The sequence below is a fragment of the Serratia sp. JKS000199 genome, assembly GCF_900215455.1.
GTDB classification, from domain to species: domain Bacteria; phylum Pseudomonadota; class Gammaproteobacteria; order Enterobacterales; family Enterobacteriaceae; genus Serratia; species Serratia ureilytica.
The window spans coordinates 91,642-114,248 of the sequence record NZ_LT907843.1 but is presented as its reverse complement, the minus strand read 5'-3'; the positions used below and the strand labels follow the sequence as shown (position 1 = coordinate 114,248).

The following is a 22,607-nucleotide window of genomic DNA, read 5'->3' as shown; positions in this document are numbered from 1 at the left end:
ACCTCCCGCTTCTAAAAACAATAACTCGTAAGCATACTGAATCCGCACCCGAGAGAATATTGAGTTATATTCACTTGGTTACTGCCACCAGGCGATGCCCTGTACCGTTATCATAGCCAAAACGATGTAACGCAGCGCCTTTCCGATACACAGAAACAGCGCGACAGAGCCCCAGGGCATGCGCAGCCAACCTGCCAACACGCACAACAAATCGCCCACCACCGGCACCCAGCTGAGCAACAGCGCAGCCGGGCCAAAGCGCTGCAACCACCCGAGCGCCGTTGCCAACCCTCGCTGTGATTTCAACGCCGGTAACAGGCGCCCGATAATGACATTGGTCAACCCGCCAAGAGTGTTGCCCAGGGTCGCGGCCAGCACCAGCAACTCCGGCGAGACGCGACTCTGGGTCAGCAAGGCGACCAGAACGATTTCTGAATTTCCCGGCAGCAGCGTCGCACTGAGGAAGCTGCTGCCAAATAACGATATTACGGCTAGCGTACTACTCACAGCGTACGAACGTCTACCACAGCCATGCCGGCATTTTTCGCCGCCTGAATGCCAAACTCGGCGTCTTCAAACACCACGCATTTTTCCGGCGGCACGCCGATCAGTTCGGCACAGCGCAGGAAGGTATCCGGCTCCGGTTTATGGCGCTGCACGTCGTCCGCACCGACGATCGCGTCGAAGCAGTTGAACAGGCCGAGATGACGCAGCAGCATTTCCGCCATGCGGTGCTCGCTGCCGGTGCCGACCGCCATCGGACGGCGGCCGTGATAGGACTTCACCACTTCGATCAATGGCAAGGGACGCACGCTATCCAGCAGCATCGCTTCCACCGCGCGCGTTTTCTCCGCCGCCAGGTGATGGGGATCGAGATCGGCCTGATGGCTGGCGATAATCGCCTGAGCGATGCGCCAGGTCGGTGAACCGCTCAGCGCCACCATGGCCGCTTCATCAAACGTCATGCCATAACGGGACAGCACTTCGCGCCACGCTTTACGGTGCGTTGGCTCAGTGTCCAGAATCGTGCCGTCCATGTCGAAAATAAGACCCTGGTAGCGGTCGTACATCGTTACTCCATGATCGTTGAGGAAAGAAAACTACTTTAGCGTAAAGCCGTTGGGTTGTCGCTGACTGCGTCATAGCGGAATGTGCTGTGATCGATCGGATGCAAAGAAGGAAAGGGGCGAAGAGAGAATGGCTAAATGCTGAAAAGCGAAAAACCCGCCAAAGCGGGTTTCTCTTAGATGGTGCATCCGGGAGGATGATTCGGCGCCAACGCCTCACCCTGCGGGCCGTTGCTAAAGCAACGTTATCCTCCCCAAGGACACTTTCTTTTTACCACCCGCATGACGATTTCTCTTCGCGATACGGGAGGTTAAACATGGTGCATCCGGGAGGATTCGAACCTCCGACCGCTCGGTTCGTAGCCGAGTACTCTATCCAGCTGAGCTACGGATGCATGACTGTTTTTGCCGCTTGCCTGTTTCACGAATAACAGAAAAGCAAAAACCCGCTAAGGCGGGCTTCTCTTAGATGGTGCATCCGGGAGGATTCGAACCTCCGACCGCTCGGTTCGTAGCCGAGTACTCTATCCAGCTGAGCTACGGATGCATTACTATTTTTACCGCGTGCCGGCTTTGCTAATAAAGCCAGACTTGAAGAATGGTGCATCAGGGAGGATGATTCGGCGCTAGCGCCTTACCCTGCGGGCCGTTGCTTAAGCAACGTTATCCTCCCTGGTAACACTTTCTTTTCTTCCACCCGCTTGAAGATTTCTCTTCGCAACGAGTGAGATTAAGAATGGTGCATCCGGGAGGATTCGAACCTCCGACCGCTCGGTTCGTAGCCGAGTACTCTATCCAGCTGAGCTACGGATGCACAGGAATTCTTTTTTGATACCGTATGGTACGTTGTTACTACCCCACCATACTGCAAAATATGGTGCATCCGGGAGGATTCGAACCTCCGACCGCTCGGTTCGTAGCCGAGTACTCTATCCAGCTGAGCTACGGATGCAAATGGCGGTGAGGCGGGGATTCGAACCCCGGATGCAGCTTTTGACCGCATACTCCCTTAGCAGGGGAGCGCCTTCAGCCTCTCGGCCACCTCACCATACGCTTCTTTCGAATTGTGCCTAACTTGCTTTGGAGAAGCTCATCGGCACTGCGTGGCGCACATATTACTTTCTCCGACTTTTAAGTCAAACAATTTTTCCCAACTCATGCGCGTTTGCACAATTCGCACCCAACATGGGCGATTTCACGGCAAAAAGGGCGTTTTATCAACAGGCAACCGCAACGTCTGCAGCAATAAAGCAGGAAACTAACCGGGAAAATAATCACGAAAAAGAGAGGGGAGAACGAAAGAAGTGGGTAAAACGATGCAGTAGCGTCTCGTCTGGCAACGAGACGCTGCTTCGGAATCAGTAAGTCGTCTGCTGAGACTTCTCGGCCTGAATGCGCTGATAGATTTCTTCACGGTGAACTGAAACCTCTTTGGGGGCGTTCACACCAATACGCACCTGGTTGCCTTTTACCCCTAGCACAGTGACCGTAACCTCATCGCCAATCATGAGGGTTTCACCAACTCGACGAGTCAGAATTAACATTCTTTGCTCCTTGAAAGATTAAAAGAGTCGGGTCTCTCAGTTTCCCCGTCATTATCCATCATATGTGGTGAAAACGTAAGCCGCGCAATCCACAATAAGTGTAAGCAGACTTGGTCCCACCTCAGATAATGGTAAGTTTAGCCGACCAGAAAAACTTTGTTCCCGCAATTGTAACTAAATTGTGTTAGCACAGTATGAAAACGCCATAATCAACAAAGTATTATGGCGTTTGTCCGTGCTATTTATTTATGTTCACAGCTTTGAGGCCACCCAGGCTTCTACGCTGTTTAACGCCGCTGGCAGGGCGTTGATATCCGTCCCCCCCGCCATCGCCATATCAGGGCGACCACCGCCCTTGCCGCCGACCTGCTGCGCCACGTTGCCGATCAACTCGCCGGCTTTCACGCGGTCAGTCAGATCCTTGGTCACGCCTGCGACCAGGCTGACTTTGTCATCGGCCGTCGTCGCCAACACGATAATGGCCGAACCCAATTGATTTTTCAGGTCATCCACCATGGTGCGCAGCATTTTGGCTTCGACATTGTCCAACTGGCTGACCAACAGCTTCACGCCGTTAACCACTTTCGCCTGGCTGGACAGCGACGCGCTTTCCTGCGCCGCCTGCTGATCTTTCAGTTGCTGCAGTTCTTTTTCCAGCACGCGCGTGCGATCGAGCACCGAGCGCACTTTATCGGTCAGGTTGTTGCTGTCGCCCTTCACCAATTGAGCAACGTCTTGCAACAAATCGCTTTGCTGATGCAGCGTAGCGATAGCGCCAGCGCCGGTCACCGCTTCAATACGGCGGATGCCCGCCGCGGTGCCCGATTCGCTCAGAATGCGGAACAGGCCGATATCGCCGGTGCGGCTGGCGTGGGTGCCGCCGCACAGCTCGGTGGAGAAGTCGCCCATGGTCAGCACGCGCACGTTGTCGTCGTACTTCTCACCGAACAGCGCCATTGCGCCCTTCTCTTTCGCGTCTTCCAACGCCATCAGCTCGGTCTGCACCGGCAGGTTACGACGCACCTGCTGGTTAACCAGATCTTCCACCGCACGAATTTGTTCCGGCTTCATCGCTTCAAAATGCGAGAAGTCGAAGCGCAGGTATTTGTCGTTAACCAGAGAGCCTTTCTGCGCAACGTGCTCGCCCAACGTTTGGCGCAGCGCGGCGTGTAGCAGGTGGGTCGCGGAGTGGTTCAGACGGATGCTGTTGCGGCGCTCAGTGTCGATCTGCGCGTCCACGCGATCGTTCAGCTTCAGCGAACCTTGCGCCAGCTTGCCTTGATGGCCGATAGCCTGACCGTATTTCTGGGTGTCGTTGACCACAAACTCGGCGCCGGCGGCTTTCAGCACGCCTTTATCGCCGACCTGGCCGCCGGATTCACCGTAGAACGGCGTCTCGTCCAGCACCACCACCGCCTCTTCGCCGGCGTTGATCTGCTCGACCGGCTGGCCGTCACGGAACAGCGCGATCACCGTCGCCTGCTGCTCGTCATGATCATAGCCGCTGAACTGGCTGCTGCCGTCCACACGGATCAGGCTGTTGTAGTCGGCGCCGAAACCGCTGGATTCGCGCGCGCGGCGGCGCTGCGCTTCCATCGCTTCTTCAAAGCCCGCTTCGTCGACTTTCAGACCGCGCTCGCGGCAGACGTCTGCGGTCAGATCCACCGGGAAGCCGTAGGTGTCGTACAGACGAAAAGCGGTCTCGCCGTCCAGGGTATCGCCCTGCAGCTTGGCCAGCTCTTCGTCCAACAGCGCCAGGCCACGCTCCAGCGTGCGGGCAAACTGTTCTTCTTCGGTTTTCAGCACCTGCTCCACCAGCGATTGCTGGCGTTTCAGCTCGTCGGCCGCCGGGCCCATCACTTCGATCAGCGGCGCCACCAGCTTGTAGAAGAAGGTGTCTTTCGCGCCCAGCATGTTGCCATGACGGATCGCGCGACGAATGATGCGGCGCAGCACGTAGCCGCGGTTTTCGTTAGACGGGATCACGCCGTCCGACACCAGGAAGGCGCAGGAACGAATGTGGTCGGCGATAACGCGCAGGGATTTGTTATCCAGATCGGTCGCGCCGGTCACTTTCGCCACGGCAGCGATCAGAGTGCGGAACAGATCGATCTCATAGTTGGAGTTCACATGCTGCAACACCGCCGCAATACGCTCCAGACCCATACCGGTATCCACCGAAGGTTTCGGCAGCGGCAGCATGGTGCCGTCGGACTGACGGTTGAACTGCATGAAAACGATGTTCCAGATCTCGATGTAGCGGTCGCCGTCTTCTTCCGGGCTGCCCGGAGGGCCGCCCCAGATGTGATCGCCGTGATCGTAGAAAATCTCGGTGCACGGGCCGCATGGCCCGGTATCACCCATCTGCCAGAAGTTATCTGAAGCGAAAGGCGCGCCCTTGTTATCGCCGATGCGGATAATGCGCTCGGCCGGTACGCCGATTTGCTTCTGCCAGATGTCGAATGCTTCGTCATCGGTTTCATACACGGTGACCCACAGTCTCTCTTTCGGCAGGTTGAACCAGTTTTCACCGGTCAGCAATTCCCACGCGTAGCTGATAGCGTCGTGCTTGAAGTAATCGCCGAAGCTGAAGTTGCCCAGCATTTCAAAGAAGGTGTGGTGACGAGCGGTATAACCGACGTTTTCCAGGTCGTTATGCTTGCCGCCTGCGCGCACGCAGCGCTGCGAGGTGGTGGCGCGGGAATAGGCGCGTTTGTCGAGCCCCAGGAAAACATCCTTAAATTGGTTCATGCCGGCATTGGTAAACAGCAATGTCGGATCATTGTTAGGCACCAGGGAGCTGCTTGCTACAACCTGATGACCCTTACTATGAAAGAAATCGAGAAACGCTTGACGGATCTCAGCGGTGCTCTTGCTCATAATTTTCCTGGAAAGGCTAGAATAACGACACGTGAGCCGGTGGCGCGTCATCCCGACGATGACAACCAGCTCACGAACAAAAAGTGGGGATAAGATAAATTTTCTTCAGAGGGAAGTAAAACCCCGTGTGCGCTCATTGCGCAAAATCACGGTAAATTGACTGAATTTCTTCTTGGAAGAAGCCGCGATAGAGCAGATAACGCTGCACTTTGGCTTTCTCTTTCCAGTCGGTTGGCAACGTATCGCCAAATTTTCGCTGCGCCACCTGTTTCGCCTGTTCGCACCAGTCGATATCGCATTCCACCAACGCGTCCTGCACCAGCGCTTTATCCACGCCCTTTTGCATCAGTTCGCTGCGGATGCGCTGCGCGCCATAACCTTTGCGGCTGCGGCTGCCGATGTAGCTGTGGGCGAAACGCTTATCGTCCAGCCAGTTGTGCTGGTAACAGTAGACGATAACCTGATCGATCAGCGCGGGATCTACCGGTTCTTCGGCTACCGGCGGCGGCGATGTCGGCGCATGCGGCCCCTTGCCGCCAAACCGGGCTTTCGCCACAAACGGCTGCGCCGCAAGTTTGCGGCGCAGTTCAGCTTCACTATGATCGCGTTGCGACAGCAGGCGCATGGCGCGGCTTAGCAAGTCATTCATCATTCAAGCCTGAATTCAGGGGATGTGCGCCACATAAACGGCGGCGCACATCTTCAGCGATTAAAACTGCTCGCTGGTTTCCGCTTCGTCATCTTCGAAGTCGTCACCGGAGGCAGCCACCAGCTCACCGCCGCTGTGCAGCAGCAGGTCGCGCAGTTTCTTATCCAGCTCGGCGGCGATAGCCGGGTTTTCTTTCAGGAAGTTACAGGCGTTCGCCTTGCCCTGACCGATCTTCTCGCCGTTATAGCTGTACCAGGCGCCGGCTTTTTCGATCATCTTGTGCTTCACGCCCAGATCGACCAGCTCGCCACGGCTGTTGATGCCTTCGCCGTACATGATTTGGAACTCAGCCTGTTTGAACGGCGCAGCGATTTTGTTCTTCACCACTTTCACGCGGGTTTCGCTGCCCACCACTTCGTCGCCCTCTTTGATGGCGCCGATACGACGGATATCCAGACGCACCGAAGCATAGAACTTCAGAGCGTTACCACCGGTAGTGGTTTCCGGGTTGCCGAACATCACACCAATTTTCATACGGATCTGGTTGATGAAGATCAGCAGGGTATTGGCATTTTTCAGGTTGCCGGCCAGCTTACGCATCGCCTGGCTCATCATGCGCGCCGCCAACCCCATGTGCGAATCGCCGATTTCACCTTCGATTTCCGCCTTCGGCGTCAACGCCGCCACGGAATCGACGATGATGACGTCAACCGCGCCGGAACGGGTCAGCGCATCACAGATTTCCAGAGCCTGCTCGCCGGTGTCCGGCTGGGAGCACAGCAGGTTGTCGATATCGACGCCCAGCTTCTTCGCATAGATAGGATCCAGCGCGTGCTCGGCATCGATGAACGCACAGGTTTTGCCTTCGCGCTGCGCGGCGGCGATCACCTGCAGCGTCAGGGTGGTTTTACCGGACGATTCCGGGCCGTAGATTTCGACGATGCGGCCCATCGGCAGGCCGCCGGCGCCCAGAGCGATATCGAGTGACAGTGAGCCGGTGGAGATGGTTTCCACGTCCATGGAGCGGTCTTCACCCAGGCGCATGATGGAGCCTTTGCCGAACTGTTTCTCAATCTGGCCCAGTGCCGCAGCTAACGCCTTTTGCTTGTTCTCATCAATAGCCATTTTTGCTCCTTCGTTTCGCAATGCCGGTGTTACCCCACACTGCCACTGAATGTATGTTGTGCAGGAAATGTCACTAATTATACTGTATGGTCATACAGTATCAAGCCTAATTTACAAAAATTCGTCGATGGCGGTTTGCAGCGCGAAAATCGTCGCCTGCAGCCGTACCGCATCGCGGTCGCCCTCGAATTGCATCTTGCGCGACAGCCCCCGGCCATCGCTGCTGGCGAAGCCGAACCACACGGTGCCGACCGGCTTTTCCGCGCTGCCGCCGTCCGGGCCGGCGATGCCGCTCACCGACAGCGCCAGATCGGCCTGCGCCGCCCGCAGCGCCCCTATGGCCATCTCGCGCACCACCTCTTCGCTGACCGCGCCATGCGCCGCCAACGTCGCTTCACTCACTCCCAGCAGGTCATGCTTCGCCGCATTGCTGTAGGTCACGAATCCGCGATCGAAATAGGCGGAGCTGCCCGCGACATCGGTAATGGCCTTGGCGATGCCGCCGCCGGTGCAGGATTCCGCGCAGGTGATCCAGCGGCCCTGCGCCTTCAGTTTTTCCCCTGCCAGCACGCTGAGCCGGCGCAATTGGTTTTGACTCATAACCCCTCCCTCGCGAATTCAGGTATATGCGCCCGATAGTAACATTTATCAAGGCGGCGCGGCGGCTGGCGCGCAGAAATGCGCAGCGCCTCGCAGGAGGTGCGGTTTTAAGCGCCCGGCCAAGCTGCTAGTATCAAAAGAAGCGCCCCATCGAGCGGCGGCGCACCAGCACAAGGAACATCACGGAGGCGGCATGCTGCGGCAGCGGCCTCAGGGCGCACCAGAAGAGATTAGGATGATAGAGTGAAAAAAACGTTGGGCGTATTTTTGCCGTTGTACACCACCACCCTGCTGCTGCTGTTGGGCTCAGGCCTGCTCACTACCTACGTCTCGCTGCGGCTGACCTCCATTCACGTCAGCAGCGCGCTGATCGGCGCCATCATCGCCGCCAACTACATCGGGCTGGTGATCGGCGGCAAGGTCGGCCACTTTCTCATCGCCCGCGTCGGGCATATCCGCGCCTACGTGGCCTGCGCCGGCATCATCACCGCCGCGGTGCTGGGCCACGGCCTGACGGAGTTCATTCCCGCCTGGGTCGCGCTGCGCCTGGTGATCGGCCTATGCATGATGTGTCAGTACATGGTGCTGGAGAGCTGGTTGAACGACCAGGCGGAATCCAACCAGCGCGGCATGGTGTTCGGCTTCTATATGGCGGCGACCTATCTCGGCATGTCGCTGGGCCAGATCGTGCTGATGCTGCAAAGCAATCTGGGCATCGCCACGCTGCTGGTGATCGCGCTGTGCTTCGCGCTCTGTCTGGTGCCGATCGCTCTGACTACCCGCACCAATGCGCGCCACATGTCGCCGGCGCCGATGGAACTGCGTTATTTTGTCGGCGCCATTCCCAAGGTGCTGGCCACCACGCTGGTGATCGGCATGGTCGTGGGCTCGTTTTACGGGCTGGCGCCGGTCTACGCCAGCCTGCAGTCCTTAACCACTCAGCAAACCGGCCTGTTCATGGCGCTCTCCATCTTCGCCGGGCTGGTGGCGCAATTCCCGCTCAGTTGGCTGTCGGATCGCTATAACCGCCCCTTGCTGATGCGCCTCAACGCCATTCTGCTGATCGTGGCGGCGCTGCCGCTGGCGCTGCTGCCGCACATCGATTTTCCGCTGCTGCTGGCGGTAGGATTCGTCGTCAGCATGCTGCAGTTTACGCTCTACCCGCTGGCGGTGGCGCTGGCCAACGATCTGATCGAGCCGGAGCGCCGCGTCTCGCTGGCCGCCTGTCTGCTGATGGCGTTCGGCGTCGGTGCCAGCATCGGGCCGTTGGCGGTCGGCGCGCTGATCGAGCCGCTTGGCGGCAATATTCTGTACGCCTTCTTCGCCCTGTGCGGCGTGCTGCTGGCAGCCCTGAGCCGGACGGCCAAAGCAGAGGAACCGCAGCTGGCGCAGGACGCGCCGGTGCCGCATATTGCGCTGCCGGACAGCCTCGCCAGCTCGCCGCTGTCGCCGGCGCTCAATCCAACCTTCGATGAGCAGATCATTCACGACACCATGCCGCCGCCGGAAGCGGCGCCCGATGTCGAGGAGCCGCAGCCCGAAGAACAGGAAGCGGAACCCTCAGCTCAGGGGGCGGATCCGGAAGAAGACACCGGTCTGAAAAAGGCGCACGCCATGCTGTAAATGACTGCGTTACAGATCCCGGAAAGAGCCCAGCAGAAAACCGCGTTCGGCGATCGCCGCTTTCAGCGTTGGCGCGGTCAACACATCCAGCTCGGCGAGGCGCGGATGGCAGTATTGGCTCTGCAGGATCGTCGCGTCGAGGAAGGCCGGGTGGCACATCATTTCCAATGACTCGGCGCCCTGCTCGTCGGCGCGTGCCAACCGCTGCAAGAACAAGGCTTCGGAAATCATTTCACCGTAGAATCCCGCGTCAAACGCGTCGGTGCTGCAGGGAGTCTGCAACGCAATGTCGCGCCGTTTCGCCTCTTCGCGATCGATGCGCAGCGGCAGATCATGCGCCAGCGCGAACGCCTCCACCAGCGGGTAAATCTGCGGCTGCATATGCACATGGTGGTGGCTGTCTATGTGCGTCGGCGGCCTGCCGAACAACGTCACGAACCGCGCGAACTGGCGCTGCAGCTCTTCCTGAATCTCGTCCAGCGGCAGCTCGCCGGCCTCGGCGCGGCGCCACAGCCATTTGCCCAATTCGCCGCGCTCGTTGGCCAGCGAAGGCATGGCGCCCAGCGGCCTGCCATGGGTCAAAACGAAGTGCAGCCCGATCGGCAATCCGGGATATTGTCGGCTGAGCGCTGCAGCATGCTCCGCGCCACCGCCGTTCACCATCGCCGTGGTGGAGGAAACGACGCCATGCTGATACGCCTCGATAACGCCATAGTTCTGCCCTTTGCTCAGACCGAAATCGTCGGCATTCACGATCAGTAGTTTTTCCATAGTGGCTCCCGCGGGATGAATTTTTGGCAAGGGAGGGCCGACCGACCGGTGCGGCATTCCCCTTCGCTAAGATATAAATCAAATGATTAACCGACCGGCGCCCTGAAGCTCATCGGCATATCGGCGTTGATACTGATCGGGAGCGGCCCTAAAGAGGGCCGTAACACTTTTTTCGGTAGTTGCCTGGGGTCACGTCGGTGAGCCGCTTGAAGTTTTTAATGAACAGGCTGACGTCGCCATAGCCGGAATCAAAGGCGATGTCGGAGACCGAATAGTTGGTGACCTCCAGCTGCGTCTTGGCGAAGTTGATGCGGATCTCATTGATCACCTGCATCGGCGTCTTCTGGTAATAACGCCGCATCGCCCGGGTCAGGTACTCCTGAGTTTTCCCCGACAGCGCCACCATGTTCGCCAACGCCCGCTCGCCGAACATCGCCTTGTCATGCATGCCGGCCAGGGTGTTTTTCAGCCACTGCGGGATATCATCGCCGCCGTCGGTGTCTTCTTTATAGTGACGAATGCGGCTGATCACGTAGAAGGTCAGCGTTTCGAGAAATTCGGCGAAATCGTCCTCGCGAAACTGCGGCGAACTCACCACCGATTCGATATAGGCCAAAAACTCGCTTCTCAGGCTGTAGGCCTGCGAGGCGACAAAGCAGCGCGGCAGTTGCTGCAAATAGTGCTCTTCAAAGAACGCTTTGCTGACCGCCACGTTGAAGATTTTCGTCGCGCCGAACTCGTAAAAGCTCTGGTGGTAGGAGCCGATAGGGATAAAGACGAAATCCCCGCGTTCCAGCAGCACCCGCTTGCCGTTGATCTCCTGATAGCATTTGCCGCTCAGCACGATGGTGAATTCGTAATAGTCGTGCTGATGCAGCCCGGTGGCGCTTTCCACCTTGTTATAGATAAACAGGTGAAAGTCTTTGCAGTTAAAGAAATCCTGCTCGCGAATCAGCTTCACGTCGTTCGCACTCAGCGAAATTCGGTTATCGGACACGGCCCCGGCCTCCCGTTAGTCAAATCCGTTGCGTCTGGCCGCCTCGGCAAACCAGTAGCCGCTTTTTTTGATGGTGCGCCGCTGCTCCGCCCGATCCAGCCGCACCAGCCCATAACGATTCTTGTAGGCGTTCAGCCAGGACCAGCAGTCGATAAAGGTCCACAGATGATAGCCCTTGCACTGCGAGCCTTCCGCCAGCGCGCGGTGCAGCCACTTCAGGTGATCGCGAATAAACTCGATGCGGTAATCGTCCTCCACCCGCCCATCGGCGCCGATAAACGCCTCTTCGCCCTCAACGCCCATGCCGTTTTCGGAAATATAACAAGGCAGATTGCCGTAGTTCTCTTTTAGATCCATCAGAATGTCGTACAACCCCTTCTCATAGATCTCCCAGCCGCGATGCGGATTGATTTTGCGGCCCGGCATTGCATAGTAACTGAACAAGTCCTCCGGCAGCGCGATCGGCTCCCCGGCGCGGCGCCCCGCTTTCGCCTGCACCCTTCGCGGCTGGTAGTAGTTGACGCCGAGGATATCCACCACGCCGCCTTCGAGCAGTTGCGCGTCCTGCGGTTCGCAGTAAGGCATCAGCCCATGCTGCGCCAACAGATGCAGCAACGCCGCCGGATAACGCCCTTTGGCGACCGGGTCGAGAAAGCTGCGATTGAGCAACAGATCGGCGTCGTGTGCGGCCTGCAGATCCTCCGGCGCGTCGGAGCGCGGATAGGTTGGGCTCAGGTTCAAAATGATGCCGATGCTCCCCGGCAGCCCCCGCGCTCTGAAACGTTGCACCGCCATGGCGTGCGCCAGCACGCTGTGATACGCCACGGTGACCGCCCGTTTGAAGTCCACCACGCAAGGGTAATGCAAGTCATTCAGGTAACCGGCCTCTACCGGCACGATCGGCTCGTTGAAGGTGAACCAGTGGGTAACCCGATCGCCAAACAGGCCGAAGCAGATGTCGGCGTAACGCGCATAGGCGTCGATCACCGCCCGGCTTTCCCAGCCGCCGCGCTGCTGCATGCACAGCGGCATATCGAAGTGGTAGAGATTGATAAACGGGGTGATGCCCTGCGCCAACAGCTCGTCGATCATCGCGTTGTAGAATGCCGCCGCCTGCGGGTTCACCTCGCCGTCCCCGTCCGGGATCAGCCGTGACCACGAGATCGAGGTTCTGAAGGTATTGTGGCCCAGCGTTTTGAGCAGCCCGATATCGGTGCGGAAATGGTCATAAAAGGTCGAGGCCTCGGTCGGCCCCACCCGATCGTGAAAGCGCTCGGGCGCGATCTCGTACCAATAGTCGAAGATGTTGCGGCTCTTGCCATCGCGCGCGGCCGCCCCTTCAGACTGCGGCGCGGAGGTGGCGCTGCCCCACCAAAACCCGTCGGCAAATTGATATTCCATATTTGCGTCCCTCGCGGGGCGACCGCGCCGCCCCGTTCCACAGTTAGAATTTCAGCGCCTTGGCGATGTCTTCTTCGCTTTCCGTCGCCGCATCGATCTGGCTTTGCGCCTTGTTGGAAATCGCCACGAACGGCAGATAAATCACGGTGGCGACCGCCAGGTTGAACAAGCTCAGCAACAGGGCCATGATGCTGCCGTTGGTGTTGAAGAACGCTCCCAGGCCGACCGGCATGGTCCAGGGCGCGATGTTAGTGATCGGCGGGATCAGCCCGGAGTAGTAAGCCAGCGAGGTGATGAGGGTCAGCACCGGCTGCACCAGGATGAACGGAATAAACATCACCGGGTTCATGATCACCGGCAAACCGAACAGGATAGGTTCGTTGATCTGGAAAATGCCGGATGGCGTCGCCAGTTTGGCGACCTGGCGGTAATCTTCGCGGCGCGAGGCGATGAAGATGGCGATGATCAGGCCCAGCGTCGAACCGGTGCCGCCGAGGTAAATATAAGAGTCGACGAACGGTTTCGCCCACATGTGGAACTCTTTGCCGGCGGCCACCGCCGCCTCGACCGAACCGTATTTATTGTACAGCTCCACGTTTTCCAGCGCGAAAGGCGTCATGATGCCGCTGTCCAGCGCCGCCAGCGCCATGGAACCGTGTACCCCAAAGAACCACAGCAGCGAAGAGAAAAGCACGTATACCCAGCCCACTACGCTGCCCATCTTGGCCAGCGGCGCCGAAATGCCGTCCATGATGATCTGGTGGAAGTTGGTGCCCCAGTGCGCCAGCGCGAACGCCACCAGCCCCATGATGGAGAGGATGATGAAGCCGGGGATCAGCGCCGAGAAGGAGCGCGACACCGAAGCCGGCACGCTGTCCGGCAGGCTGATCACCCAGTTGCGCCGCACGATGAAGGCAAACATCTCAGCCACCGCCAGCCCGATCACCATACCGGAAATGATGTTGGCGCCGCCCAGCCAATTGGCGCCCACCGCATAGGCCTCGCCGACGTTGAACGGCGTGACGGTCATGAAGGCCGCCACCGCCAGCAACGCCGAGGCCAGGGGATCGACCTTGCGCTCTTCGGCCAGCGCCATGCTGATAAAGAACGGCGTCATCAGGGACATGATCCCCAACGTACCGTTGTAAACGCTGCCGCCAATACTCTTCAGGCTATTGAGCGTCTCGATGGTGGAGGCGTCCAATCGCACGCCCAGCGAATAGAAGAACGATCCCTCGCCAAAGCTCAGGAACACGTTGTTGATCAACACGAACATCGCCCCGGTCAAGGTCAGCGGCATCAGGCGGATAAAGCCGTTTTTGATGGCGTTGACGTGGGGCTGCTTACCGATTTTTACGGCGAAAGGCAGGATAACCTTCTCGAGCGAGGCAATGAGGGTATTCACGGCGGCCTCCTGTTATTGGTTGGCTTTCTTGATGGCGGCCACCGCGGCCTTCAGCACGCCCAGCCCATCGACCTTGCCGTACAGCAGCGGATCGATGACTTCAACAGGTTTATTGGGCAACTGTTTCTGCACTTCCGGCAGGGTGTAGGCGATCTGCGGCCCCAGCAGGATCAGATCCGCTTCAACCCCCTTCTCCGCGGCCAGCGCTTCCGGATAGGCGGCGATGATCACCGGTACTTCATATTTTTCGGCCTGCGCCTTCATTTTTGATACCAACAGGGAAGTGGACATACCGGCAGAACAAAACAGATAGATTTTTTTCTTTTCCATACCAAGCACCTCAGATAATCAAAAAAACCCGGTGTTATTTGTATGCCAGATGCAATCACGATTGCTTCACGCATATTCCTTATGAAAATTTCCGTCACGTTGCCCTGGTTACAGACAGTATACGGAGCATGAAAAAAGGATCGGTAAGCCAGAAGGAGACAGAACCGTCTCTCATTGACCTGATGGATTGACCCTCTTCACATTTCGCACAAAAAAATAGTGTGACCGGGCTCTCAAATAACCGATAAAAACTCAGAATATTCGTAATAAATAATCAAATAACAATTATAAACAGCAAGTTATAAACTCGCTGAGAATTTAAGGGTTTATTTACGTCTGAACAAACGGCGAGGGAATAAAAATAGTTCAAGCTTGATTCGCCTGCTGCCATCCGAACGCGATGGCAGGCGAAGAGGATTACGTGGGCAGACGCAGCAACTCAATCACCGTGGCCAGCGCCACGGAATGGTTTCTGCGGTTGGGGTAATAGAGGTAAAAACCGGGAAACGGCGCGCACCAATCGGCCAGCACCCGCCGCAGCCGCCCGCTCGCCAGGTATTCCTCTGCCTCCTGCTCGATGGCAAAAGCGATGCCGACGTTCGCCAGCGCCGCCTGCACCATCATCCTGCCGTCATCGAGTATCAACGGGCTGTTGACCGCCACGGAAAACCGCTGCTCCCCCTGCTGAAAGGCCCATTTGTAGCGCTCGCCTGAAGAAGCTTTGCGCCAACCGATGCAGCGATGCTGCAGTAAATCCTGCGGGTGCGTCGGTTCACCGTGCCGTTGAAAGTAATCCGGCGTGGCGACGATGGCAAAACGCAGATCCGGCGTCAGGCGCACCGCGCGCATATCGTTGTGCAGATCCTCGCCGAGCCGGATGCCAGCGTCAAAGCCTTGCTCGACGATGTTGGCGAACCCCTCGTCCGCCACCACTTCCAGCGTAATGCCGGGGTATTCGCTGGCCAGCCGTCCCAGATGCGGCACGATGGCGAGATCGATCGCCGAACGCGGCGCGTTGATACGCACCAGGCCGCGTGGCCCTTCGCGAAACGCATTCAGGCTCTCCAGCGCGGCGTCGATGTCGGTAAAAGCCGGCACCAGCTGCGCCAGCAGATGCTCTCCGGCCTCCGTCGGCGAGACGTTACGGGTGGTGCGGTTCAGCAGGCGAATGCCCACCTGCGCTTCAAGTTCGCGCAGGGTGTGGGTCAGCGTCGGCGGCGTCACGCCCAATCGGGCGGCGGCGCGGCGGAAGCTGCGTTCACTGGCGATAGCCACGAAGGCCGCCAGGCCGGACAGTTCGGGTTTCTTCATGCTATTGATATAAATTATCTAATAGTGAGATGAATTTTTAGCGGATAGTTATCCGTCATCTAACAACATAGCATTGCGATCGAACCCATTACCAGGTATCGATGCGATGATTAATGCTACAGCTCCAACCCATGAAACGCCGCGCCGTCTGGCGGGCAAAGTCGTACTGGTGAGCGGCGGCGGCACCGGCATCGGCCGCGCCGCCGCGCTGGCCTATGCCCGCGAAGGCGCCAACGTGGCGCTGGCCGGCCGGCGCGCGGCGGAGATCGAAGCCACGGCGCGCGATATCGCGCTGGCTGGCGGCGATGCCCTGCCCATCGTGACCGACGTCTCCCAAGAAGACGATATCCGCCGGCTACTCGCCGCGGTGACCGCCCACTACGGCCGGCTCGACGTCGCTTTCAACAACGCCGGCATCATCGGCAACTTCGCCCCCATCACCGAACAGAGCAGCGAGGATTTTGACCGGGTGATTGCCATTAACCTCAGAGGCGTCTGGCTGGCGATGAAATACGAGATTGAAACCTTCCTGGCTCAGCGGTCGGGCGGCGTGATCATCAACACCTCCTCCTGGCTGACCCACGGCGCGCTGGCCGGCTCATCCAGCTACTCCGCCAGCAAAGGGGCGCTCGATGCGATGATCCGCGCGGTGGCGCTCGAATACAGCGGCCAGGGCATCCGCGTCAACAACATCAACCCCGGCATCATCGACACGCCGATGGCGCGCGGCAGCGTAGCCGACAGCGCGGCGTTCGCGCCCTTTATCGCCCATACGCCCGCCGGCCGCCTGGGCGAATCGGAAGACATCGGCGATGTGGCGCTGTGGTTGGCGACGGACGAGGCCCGCTTCATCACCGGCCAAAGCCTGCTGGTGGACGGCGGTTACACCATCGCCGGCATGCGCTGAGGAGACGATGCCATGAACTACGTTCGGCTTGGCGACAGCGGCCTGAAAGTGTCTCGTCTCTGCCTGGGCTGCATGACCTATGGCGATCCGGCCTGGCGCCCCTGGGTGCTGAAGGAAGATGAAGCGCGCCCCTTTATCCGCGAAGCGCTGGAAGCGGGCATCAATTTTTTCGATACCGCCAACATTTACTCCGGCGGAGAAAGCGAGCGCATTCTCGGCCGCGCCCTGAAGGCGTTCGCACGCCGCGAAGACGTGGTGATCGCCACCAAGGCCTACTTTCCGATGGACGCGCAGCCGAACAGCCGAGGGCTGTCGCGCAAGCACCTGCTGCACAGCGTCGACGCCTCTTTGCAGCGGTTGGGGACGGATTACCTCGATCTGTTTGTGCTGCACCGCTTCGACACCGAAACGCCGATCGAAGAAACCGCCGACACCCTCGACGGCCTGGTACGGGCGGGCAAGATCCGCTATCTCGGCGCCTCCTCGCTGCACGCCTGGCGCCTGATGAAAATGCTGGCCTTTCAGCGTCAGCACCGCCTGGCGCCGTTTATTTCGCTGCAAGGCCAATACAACCTGGTGACGCGTGAAGATGAAGAGGAGCTGATCCCCCTGTGTCTGGAGGAGGGGCTCAGCCTGACGCCCTGGTCGCCGCTGGCCCGCGGCGTGCTGGCCGGTTCCGGCAACGCCGGCACGCTGCGCGCCGCCACCGACGAACAGGCGCCCCGTTGGTACGGCGGCAGAAACGAAGTAGAACGCACCGTCGCAGCGGTAGCGGAGGTGGCGGCCACGCGCGGCGTTCCACCGGCGCAGATCGCGCTGGCCTGGCTGCTGGCCAAACCCGGCGTGGCGTCACCGCTGGTGGGCATGTCCAAGCCGCACCATCTGCAGGATGCGCTAGCGGCGCTTAATCTCAGCTTATCGCCGCAAGACGTGGCCGCGCTGGAGGCGCCGATGGCGCACGCTGCCCGCCCCGATCGCTGGTAGCCCCTTTTCCGTCATTCCAGGAGAGAAGACATGTCATATGCGCTTACCGCGCGAGCAGCGTTGTTCACCCTCGCCGCCGCACTCCCCCTGACCACTCCGGCGCAGGCCGCCGCCAATACCCACTGCGCCGAAAGCAGCATGACGCTGCCGCCCGGCGCGCTTTATCCCAACGGCATCGCCCGCGCGGCGGACGGCACGCTGTATGTCGGCCTGATCACCAGCGGCAACGTGCTGCGCAAGCGGCCGGGTAAAGCGTGGGAAACCTTTTTCCCTGGCGCTGACACGGTGTTCGCCTCAAACGCGCTGCGGCTGGACGAACGGCGCGGGTTGCTGTGGGGCAATTCGCCGGACTTCCTTTCCGGCGGCAAATCGCGCGCCAACCGCATCTATGCGCTGAACGTCGCCGATGGCACGCTCAACCGCAGCCTGGCGCTGCCGACGGGGGAAATGGGCAACGATATCGTGCTCGGCGCAGACGGTACGGTGTACGTGACAGAAACCCGAGGCGGCGGCATCCTGCGCCTGCGGCCGGGCGAAGCGGCATTCAGTACGCTGTTTCAGGATGCGCGGTTGGCGGCTCCGAGCGGGCTGGGCGCCGCCGGGATCGTGCTGCTCGACGATCGGCTGATGGCTGTCGCCAATTTCGGCACCGGTAAGCTTTACACTCTCAGCTATCACGATCCAAAGCCGCAGCTGACGGAAATGCAGCTGCCGCGCCTGATTGAAAACCCGGACGGAATGGGATTGGCGCCGGACGGCGCATTGATCGTGCTGGAGAACGGGATCCAGAGCGGCCAAGGGCGGATCCTGCGGATCGCGTTGCCAAAAGCGACCGGCATGCATCGGATTGAGGTTTTGCGCGAAGGCATGGAGTCGCCGGTCAACCTGACTATCACCCCACAAGGCTGCGCCTTCGTCAGCGAGTCGCGCATCCGCCACCGCCTGCTGCCCGGCCATGAAACCGAAGTGCCCGACAGCTTCCGCATCTATCAACTGCCCTTGCCTCTCACCGCCGCGCAATAACCTCTACGCCGCCTCAGCGGGCGGCCACTCGCGTTGTATCGTTAACATCCAATAAATTGAAACTATTTACTTCGATGCCATTAATCATACTTATGATTAATCCTAACTTAACAACCTGATTTTAATTAAATTGTTCCGCCGCGTATCGCTGATTATACTTGCCTTATCTCCCGCCTCATTTACCGAGCGTAAGCATGAGCCGATACCATGTTTCCAGCAGCGAAGGCCAATATGAGAAAGAATCCGGCGAGCAAGTTCTAGCCAACAAGCTGGGTATTGCCGATAGCAATGAACTCGACGATGCCGAATTGGTATTGCTGGAACAGCTCTACCATTCCGTTTTCGAACAGCATTTTCCGTTAGGGAAAATCACCGTCGAGATGATCAAGGGCTGGCATCGCCGCTGGTTAGGCAATATCTATGCATGGGCTGGACAAGCAAGAACTGTCAATATCAGCAAAGGGGGCTTTATGTTTGCCCCTTCGACGCGATTGCCCAAACTACTGGACGATTTCGAGGTGGAATACCTGGCTCGTTACACACCTTGCTCAGCCATGAGCGAAGAACAGCTGATAGAAGCGATTGCAATAATCCATGTTGAACTGATACTCATACATCCCTTCAGAGAAGGGAATGGCCGTTTGTCACGGCTGTTGGCCGATGTGATGGCGGTTCAGGGCGGGCATAAACCGTTGGATTATCAAAGCTGGGAACAAAACAGAGCCCAATATATCTCAGCGATTCACTCAGGTATGAACATGAACTACGAACCGATGAAACACTGGGTCAGTCAAGCACTAAGAAGGTATTAGGCAAGGCGTAAATGAGCAAATTTTTTACGCGCTTCTTCTAAAGAAGCTTCAACTCTGGCTGAGGGTTGACCTGTTTCAACCGCCGTTGATGTCGCCACGGAACGCGCAATGTCCGTACGGGACGGCTTAGCATAACCCACCTGCACTTTTTTGCTGTTACTCATGACAACCTCTGTTCGCAAATTTGCTGAAGACATTATATCAAGGAATGTACAGGACTTCATTCCCTTGCCTCTCACTCCCGAGCAATAGCTTCACCACCACTCCGGGCGGCCACTTGCGTTGTTGCCCGCAGGCGAACAACAATCTCACCGCGTTACAAACCCGCCTTGCGCAGCGCTTCCCATTTTTACCTGTGACAGCCGATTGCCCGCTGGGCTAGTATAAGCGTCTGTGCAAACCTCAGGTTTGAGTGCGCCGTTTGGCGTTTTGATGATTTGATTTGCGCCGCCCGCCAAGCGCTGAGTGGGGCGACGCCTGCTGAAACAATGTGATAGCGAATGACGACAATGAAAATCACAGTTCCCTTTACATTCAATGGATTGGAAAAATAATCGCATGAATAGCACCGATAAACTCGATTCGCACACGCCGATGATGCAGCAGTACCTGCGCCTCAAGGCCCAGCATCCTGAAATCCTGCTGTTCTACCGCATGGGTGACTTCTACGAGCTGTTTTACGACGACGCCAAGCGCGCTTCCCAACTGCTGGATATCTCGTTGACCAAACGCGGCGCCTCGGCGGGCGAGCCGATCCCGATGGCCGGCGTGCCGCACCACGCGGTGGAGAACTACCTGGCCAAGCTGGTTCAACTCGGCGAATCCGTCGCCATCTGTGAACAGATCGGCGATCCGGCCACCAGTAAAGGGCCGGTCGAGCGCAAAGTGGTACGCATCGTCACCCCCGGCACCATCACCGACGAAGCGCTGCTGCAAGAGCGCCAGGACAACCTGCTGGCGGCGATCTGGCAGGATGCGCGCGGCTTCGGTTACGCCACGCTGGACGTGAGCTCCGGCCGCTTCCGCGTCGCCGAGCCGCAGGATCTAGAGACCATGGCCGCCGAGCTGCAGCGCACCAATCCGGCCGAGCTGCTCTACCCGGAAACCTTCGAACAAATGGCGCTGATCGAACAACGCCACGGCCTGCGCCGCCGTCCGCTGTGGGAATTCGAACTGGAGACCGCACGCCAACAACTCAACCTGCAGTTCGGCACCCGCGATTTGACCGGCTTCGGCGTCGAGCAGGCGCATCAGGCGCTGCGCGCCGCCGGCTGTCTGTTGCAGTACGTGAAAGATACCCAGCGCACTTCGCTGCCGCACATTCGCGGCATCACCATGGAGCGTCAGCAGGACGGCATCATCATGGACGCCGCCACCCGCCGCAACCTGGAGCTGACGCAGAGCCTGTCCGGCGGCAGCGACAACACGCTGGCGGCGATCCTCGATCGCACAGTCACGCCGATGGGCAGCCGCATGCTGAAACGCTGGCTGCACATGCCGACCCGAGACATCAAGGTGCTGACCGCCCGCCAGCAGGCGATCGGCGCATTGCAGGAACGGTTCGCCGATCTGCAGCCTTCGCTGCGCCAGGTGGGCGATCAGGAGCGAATTTTGGCGCGCCTGGCGCTGCGCACCGCGCGGCCACGCGATCTGGCCCGCATGCGTCATGCTTTCCAGCAACTGCCGGACATCCGCGCGCTGCTGCAAGATGTGGATACGCCGCATGTGCAGCAACTGCTATCTCAGGTAGGCCAGTTCGACGAGCTGCGCGAACTGCTGGAACGCGCGATCGTTGAATCGCCGCCGGTGCTGGTGCGCGATGGCGGCGTGATCGCCCCCGGTTACAACAGCGAGCTGGACGAGTGGCGCGCGCTGGCCGACGGCGCCAGCGACTACCTCGATCGGCTGGAGATCCGCGAACGTGAAAAGCTGGGGCTGGATACGCTCAAAGTCGGCTTCAACGGCGTACACGGCTACTACATCCAGGTGAGCCGCGGCCAGAGCCACCTGGTGCCGATCCACTATGTACGTCGCCAGACGCTGAAAAACGCCGAGCGCTACATCATCCCGGAATTGAAAGAGTACGAAGACAAGGTACTCACCTCCAAGGGCAAAGCGCTGGCGATCGAGAAAAGCCTGTACGACGAGCTGTTCGATCTGCTGCTGCCGCACCTGGCGGAACTGCAACAAAGCGCCGCCGCGCTGGCCGAGCTGGACGTGCTGGCCAACCTGGCCGAGCGCGCCGACACCCTGAACTACGCCTGCCCGGTCATGAGCGAACAACCGGGGATCCGCATTACCGAAGGCCGCCACCCGGTGGTGGAGCAGGTGCTGAGCGAACCGTTTATCTCCAACCCGCTCTCCCTGTCGCCACAGCGCCGCATGCTGATCATCACCGGTCCGAACATGGGCGGTAAAAGTACCTATATGCGGCAAACGGCGCTGATTGTGCTGATGGCGCACATCGGCAGCTACGTTCCGGCTGCCAAAGCCACCATCGGCCCGGTGGATCGCATCTTCACCCGCGTCGGCGCGGCGGACGATCTGGCTTCCGGCCGTTCCACCTTCATGGTGGAGATGACCGAAACCGCCAATATTCTTCACAACGCCACCGAGCACAGCCTGGTGTTGATGGATGAGATCGGCCGTGGCACCTCCACCTACGACGGCCTGTCGCTGGCCTGGGCCTGCGCCGAGAACCTGGCCAACCGCATCAAAGCGATGACGCTGTTCGCCACCCACTACTTCGAGCTGACGACGCTGCCGGAAAAAATGGAAGGCGTGGTCAATGTGCATCTGGACGCGCTTGAGCACGGCGACACCATCGCTTTTATGCACAGCGTGCAGGACGGTGCCGCCAGCAAAAGCTATGGCCTGGCGGTCGCCGCGCTGGCCGGCGTGCCGCGCGACGTCATCAAGCGCGCCCGCCAAAAGCTTCGCGAGCTGGAATCCATCTCCAGCCACACCGCGTCGGGCAGCGTTGATGCCACCCAGATGACGCTGTTGCAGGAAGAGACTTCGCCGGCGGTAGAAGCCCTGGAGGCGCTGGATCCGGATTCCCTGTCGCCGCGCCAGGCGCTGGAATGGATCTACCGGCTGAAAAATATGGTGTAGTCAGACGCCAAACGCGGGCATAAAAAAACGGTGAGCATCATGCTCACCGTTTTTATTTGATGCG

Annotated in this window: 21 protein-coding genes and 5 tRNA genes; 7 read left to right on the top strand and 19 right to left on the bottom strand. The window is 59.1% G+C overall.

Features of this window, described 5'->3' with window-relative positions; genetic code table 11:
- Positions 1 to 78: 78 nt before the first annotated feature.
- The 9 genes from CPH57_RS00535 to alaS form a co-directional block, all read right to left on the bottom strand.
- Complete coding sequence (locus CPH57_RS00535) at positions 79 to 507, bottom strand: YqaA family protein (protein ID WP_096241903.1); 429 nt, start codon at positions 505 to 507, stop codon at positions 79 to 81.
- Positions 504 to 1,070 (bottom strand): fructose-1-phosphate/6-phosphogluconate phosphatase, encoded by a 567-nt coding sequence (yqaB, locus tag CPH57_RS00530; RefSeq protein ID WP_033641908.1) that lies wholly within the window; start codon positions 1,068 to 1,070, stop codon positions 504 to 506. The genes CPH57_RS00535 and yqaB overlap by 4 nt, the downstream gene beginning before the upstream one ends.
- Before the next feature lie 315 nt (positions 1,071 to 1,385).
- Positions 1,386 to 1,462, bottom strand: a tRNA-Arg gene (locus CPH57_RS00525).
- 75 nt (positions 1,463 to 1,537) lie between these two features.
- Positions 1,538 to 1,614: transfer RNA gene (locus CPH57_RS00520), tRNA-Arg, on the bottom strand.
- A 190-nt stretch (positions 1,615 to 1,804) separates the two neighbouring features.
- Positions 1,805 to 1,881 (bottom strand) — tRNA-Arg (locus tag CPH57_RS00515).
- A gap of 61 nt (positions 1,882 to 1,942) precedes the next feature.
- Positions 1,943 to 2,019, bottom strand: a tRNA-Arg gene (locus CPH57_RS00510).
- Between the two features lie 3 nt (positions 2,020 to 2,022).
- Positions 2,023 to 2,115, bottom strand: a tRNA-Ser gene (locus tag CPH57_RS00505).
- A gap of 310 nt (positions 2,116 to 2,425) precedes the next feature.
- Positions 2,426 to 2,611, bottom strand: coding sequence for a carbon storage regulator CsrA (gene csrA, locus CPH57_RS00495; RefSeq protein ID WP_004091602.1), 186 nt, complete (start codon positions 2,609 to 2,611; stop codon positions 2,426 to 2,428).
- Between the two features lie 252 nt (positions 2,612 to 2,863).
- Positions 2,864 to 5,491, bottom strand: coding sequence for an alanine--tRNA ligase (gene alaS / locus CPH57_RS00490; protein WP_033641907.1), 2,628 nt, complete (start codon positions 5,489 to 5,491; stop codon positions 2,864 to 2,866).
- Between alaS and CPH57_RS24515 the strand changes: the two genes are divergently transcribed.
- Entirely contained in the window at positions 5,441 to 5,584 is a 144-nt protein-coding gene (locus tag CPH57_RS24515; protein ID WP_162180460.1) for a hypothetical protein, read from the top strand. The two genes, alaS and CPH57_RS24515, sit on opposite strands and share 51 nt — an antisense overlap.
- Before the next feature lie 40 nt (positions 5,585 to 5,624).
- Here CPH57_RS24515 and recX read toward each other — a convergent pair whose 3' ends face one another.
- From recX to pncC, 3 genes are all read right to left on the bottom strand, one after another.
- Entirely contained in the window at positions 5,625 to 6,140 is a 516-nt protein-coding gene (gene recX / locus CPH57_RS00485) for a recombination regulator RecX (protein ID WP_096241902.1), read from the bottom strand.
- A 60-nt stretch (positions 6,141 to 6,200) separates the two neighbouring features.
- Positions 6,201 to 7,265, bottom strand: a complete 1,065-nt coding sequence (gene recA / locus CPH57_RS00480; protein WP_004932541.1) for a recombinase RecA — start codon at positions 7,263 to 7,265, stop codon at positions 6,201 to 6,203.
- Between the two features lie 111 nt (positions 7,266 to 7,376).
- Positions 7,377 to 7,865, bottom strand: a complete 489-nt coding sequence (pncC, locus tag CPH57_RS00475; RefSeq protein ID WP_033641905.1) for a nicotinamide-nucleotide amidase — start codon at positions 7,863 to 7,865, stop codon at positions 7,377 to 7,379.
- Between the two features lie 243 nt (positions 7,866 to 8,108).
- Here pncC and CPH57_RS00470 point away from each other — a divergent pair, with 243 nt between their 5' ends.
- Complete coding sequence (locus tag CPH57_RS00470; protein ID WP_033641904.1) at positions 8,109 to 9,488, top strand: MFS transporter; 1,380 nt, start codon at positions 8,109 to 8,111, stop codon at positions 9,486 to 9,488.
- A gap of 9 nt (positions 9,489 to 9,497) precedes the next feature.
- Here CPH57_RS00470 and chbG read toward each other — a convergent pair whose 3' ends face one another.
- The 6 genes from chbG to CPH57_RS00440 all read right to left on the bottom strand — a co-directional run bounded on the left by chbG (position 9,498) and on the right by CPH57_RS00440 (position 15,703).
- Positions 9,498 to 10,259 (bottom strand): chitin disaccharide deacetylase, encoded by a 762-nt coding sequence (gene chbG, locus CPH57_RS00465; protein ID WP_096241901.1) that lies wholly within the window; start codon positions 10,257 to 10,259, stop codon positions 9,498 to 9,500.
- Between the two features lie 148 nt (positions 10,260 to 10,407).
- Positions 10,408 to 11,256 (bottom strand): transcriptional regulator ChbR, encoded by an 849-nt coding sequence (chbR, locus tag CPH57_RS00460; protein WP_004932550.1) that lies wholly within the window; start codon positions 11,254 to 11,256, stop codon positions 10,408 to 10,410.
- A gap of 15 nt (positions 11,257 to 11,271) precedes the next feature.
- Positions 11,272 to 12,657, bottom strand: coding sequence for a glycoside hydrolase family 1 protein (locus CPH57_RS00455; protein WP_089196595.1), 1,386 nt, complete (start codon positions 12,655 to 12,657; stop codon positions 11,272 to 11,274).
- Between the two features lie 43 nt (positions 12,658 to 12,700).
- Complete coding sequence (chbC, locus tag CPH57_RS00450; protein ID WP_033641899.1) at positions 12,701 to 14,062, bottom strand: PTS N,N'-diacetylchitobiose transporter subunit IIC; 1,362 nt, start codon at positions 14,060 to 14,062, stop codon at positions 12,701 to 12,703.
- Between the two features lie 12 nt (positions 14,063 to 14,074).
- Positions 14,075 to 14,392, bottom strand: coding sequence for a PTS sugar transporter subunit IIB (locus tag CPH57_RS00445; RefSeq protein ID WP_004932561.1), 318 nt, complete (start codon positions 14,390 to 14,392; stop codon positions 14,075 to 14,077).
- Positions 14,393 to 14,809: 417 nt separating this feature from the next.
- On the bottom strand, positions 14,810 to 15,703 hold the full coding sequence (locus CPH57_RS00440) for a LysR family transcriptional regulator (RefSeq protein ID WP_033641897.1): 894 nt from the start codon (positions 15,701 to 15,703) through the stop codon (positions 14,810 to 14,812).
- A gap of 169 nt (positions 15,704 to 15,872) precedes the next feature.
- On the opposite strand from CPH57_RS00440, the gene CPH57_RS00435 reads away from it, so the two are divergent.
- The 4 genes from CPH57_RS00435 (at position 15,873) to CPH57_RS00420 (ending at position 19,429) form a co-directional block, all read left to right on the top strand.
- Entirely contained in the window at positions 15,873 to 16,610 is a 738-nt protein-coding gene (locus tag CPH57_RS00435; protein ID WP_308346994.1) for an SDR family oxidoreductase, read from the top strand.
- 12 nt (positions 16,611 to 16,622) lie between these two features.
- Complete coding sequence (locus tag CPH57_RS00430; protein ID WP_033641894.1) at positions 16,623 to 17,594, top strand: aldo/keto reductase; 972 nt, start codon at positions 16,623 to 16,625, stop codon at positions 17,592 to 17,594.
- 30 nt (positions 17,595 to 17,624) lie between these two features.
- A complete protein-coding gene (locus CPH57_RS00425; protein ID WP_230079616.1) occupies positions 17,625 to 18,617 on the top strand; it encodes a hypothetical protein in 993 nt (330 codons plus the stop codon).
- 194 nt (positions 18,618 to 18,811) lie between these two features.
- A complete protein-coding gene (locus CPH57_RS00420) occupies positions 18,812 to 19,429 on the top strand; it encodes a Fic family protein (RefSeq protein ID WP_089191196.1) in 618 nt (205 codons plus the stop codon).
- Here CPH57_RS00420 and CPH57_RS24510 read toward each other — a convergent pair.
- Positions 19,426 to 19,593: a hypothetical protein gene (locus tag CPH57_RS24510; RefSeq protein ID WP_162882342.1), complete on the bottom strand. Its 168-nt coding sequence runs from the start codon at positions 19,591 to 19,593 to the stop codon at positions 19,426 to 19,428. The two genes, CPH57_RS00420 and CPH57_RS24510, sit on opposite strands and share 4 nt — an antisense overlap.
- 394 nt (positions 19,594 to 19,987) lie before the next feature.
- Here CPH57_RS24510 and mutS point away from each other — a divergent pair, with 394 nt between their 5' ends.
- On the top strand, positions 19,988 to 22,543 hold the full coding sequence (gene mutS, locus CPH57_RS00410; RefSeq protein WP_033644194.1) for a DNA mismatch repair protein MutS: 2,556 nt from the start codon (positions 19,988 to 19,990) through the stop codon (positions 22,541 to 22,543).
- Positions 22,544 to 22,607: the final 64 nt, after the last annotated feature.

Excerpts from the sequence above, each read along its gene's own strand:
- CPH57_RS00420 (WP_089191196.1), top strand. The coding sequence starts at position 18,812 with ATGAGCCGATACCATGTTTCCAGCAGCGAAGGCCAATATGAGAAAGAA.
- chbG (WP_096241901.1), bottom strand. The coding sequence starts at position 10,259 with ATGGAAAAACTACTGATCGTGAATGCCGACGATTTCGGTCTGAGCAAA.
- CPH57_RS00445 (WP_004932561.1), bottom strand. The coding sequence starts at position 14,392 with ATGGAAAAGAAAAAAATCTATCTGTTTTGTTCTGCCGGTATGTCCACT.
- yqaB (WP_033641908.1), bottom strand. The coding sequence starts at position 1,070 with ATGTACGACCGCTACCAGGGTCTTATTTTCGACATGGACGGCACGATT.
- CPH57_RS00440 (WP_033641897.1), bottom strand. The coding sequence starts at position 15,703 with ATGAAGAAACCCGAACTGTCCGGCCTGGCGGCCTTCGTGGCTATCGCC.
- CPH57_RS00425 (WP_230079616.1), top strand. The coding sequence starts at position 17,625 with ATGTCATATGCGCTTACCGCGCGAGCAGCGTTGTTCACCCTCGCCGCC.
- pncC (WP_033641905.1), bottom strand. The coding sequence starts at position 7,865 with ATGAGTCAAAACCAATTGCGCCGGCTCAGCGTGCTGGCAGGGGAAAAA.
- CPH57_RS24510 (WP_162882342.1), bottom strand. The coding sequence starts at position 19,593 with ATGAGTAACAGCAAAAAAGTGCAGGTGGGTTATGCTAAGCCGTCCCGT.
- csrA (WP_004091602.1), bottom strand. The coding sequence starts at position 2,611 with ATGTTAATTCTGACTCGTCGAGTTGGTGAAACCCTCATGATTGGCGAT.
- recX (WP_096241902.1), bottom strand. The coding sequence starts at position 6,140 with ATGAATGACTTGCTAAGCCGCGCCATGCGCCTGCTGTCGCAACGCGAT.
- CPH57_RS00455 (WP_089196595.1), bottom strand. The coding sequence starts at position 12,657 with ATGGAATATCAATTTGCCGACGGGTTTTGGTGGGGCAGCGCCACCTCC.
- recA (WP_004932541.1), bottom strand. The coding sequence starts at position 7,265 with ATGGCTATTGATGAGAACAAGCAAAAGGCGTTAGCTGCGGCACTGGGC.
- CPH57_RS00430 (WP_033641894.1), top strand. The coding sequence starts at position 16,623 with ATGAACTACGTTCGGCTTGGCGACAGCGGCCTGAAAGTGTCTCGTCTC.
- mutS (WP_033644194.1), top strand. The coding sequence starts at position 19,988 with ATGAATAGCACCGATAAACTCGATTCGCACACGCCGATGATGCAGCAG.
- alaS (WP_033641907.1), bottom strand. The coding sequence starts at position 5,491 with ATGAGCAAGAGCACCGCTGAGATCCGTCAAGCGTTTCTCGATTTCTTT.
- CPH57_RS24515 (WP_162180460.1), top strand. The coding sequence starts at position 5,441 with ATGAAAGAAATCGAGAAACGCTTGACGGATCTCAGCGGTGCTCTTGCT.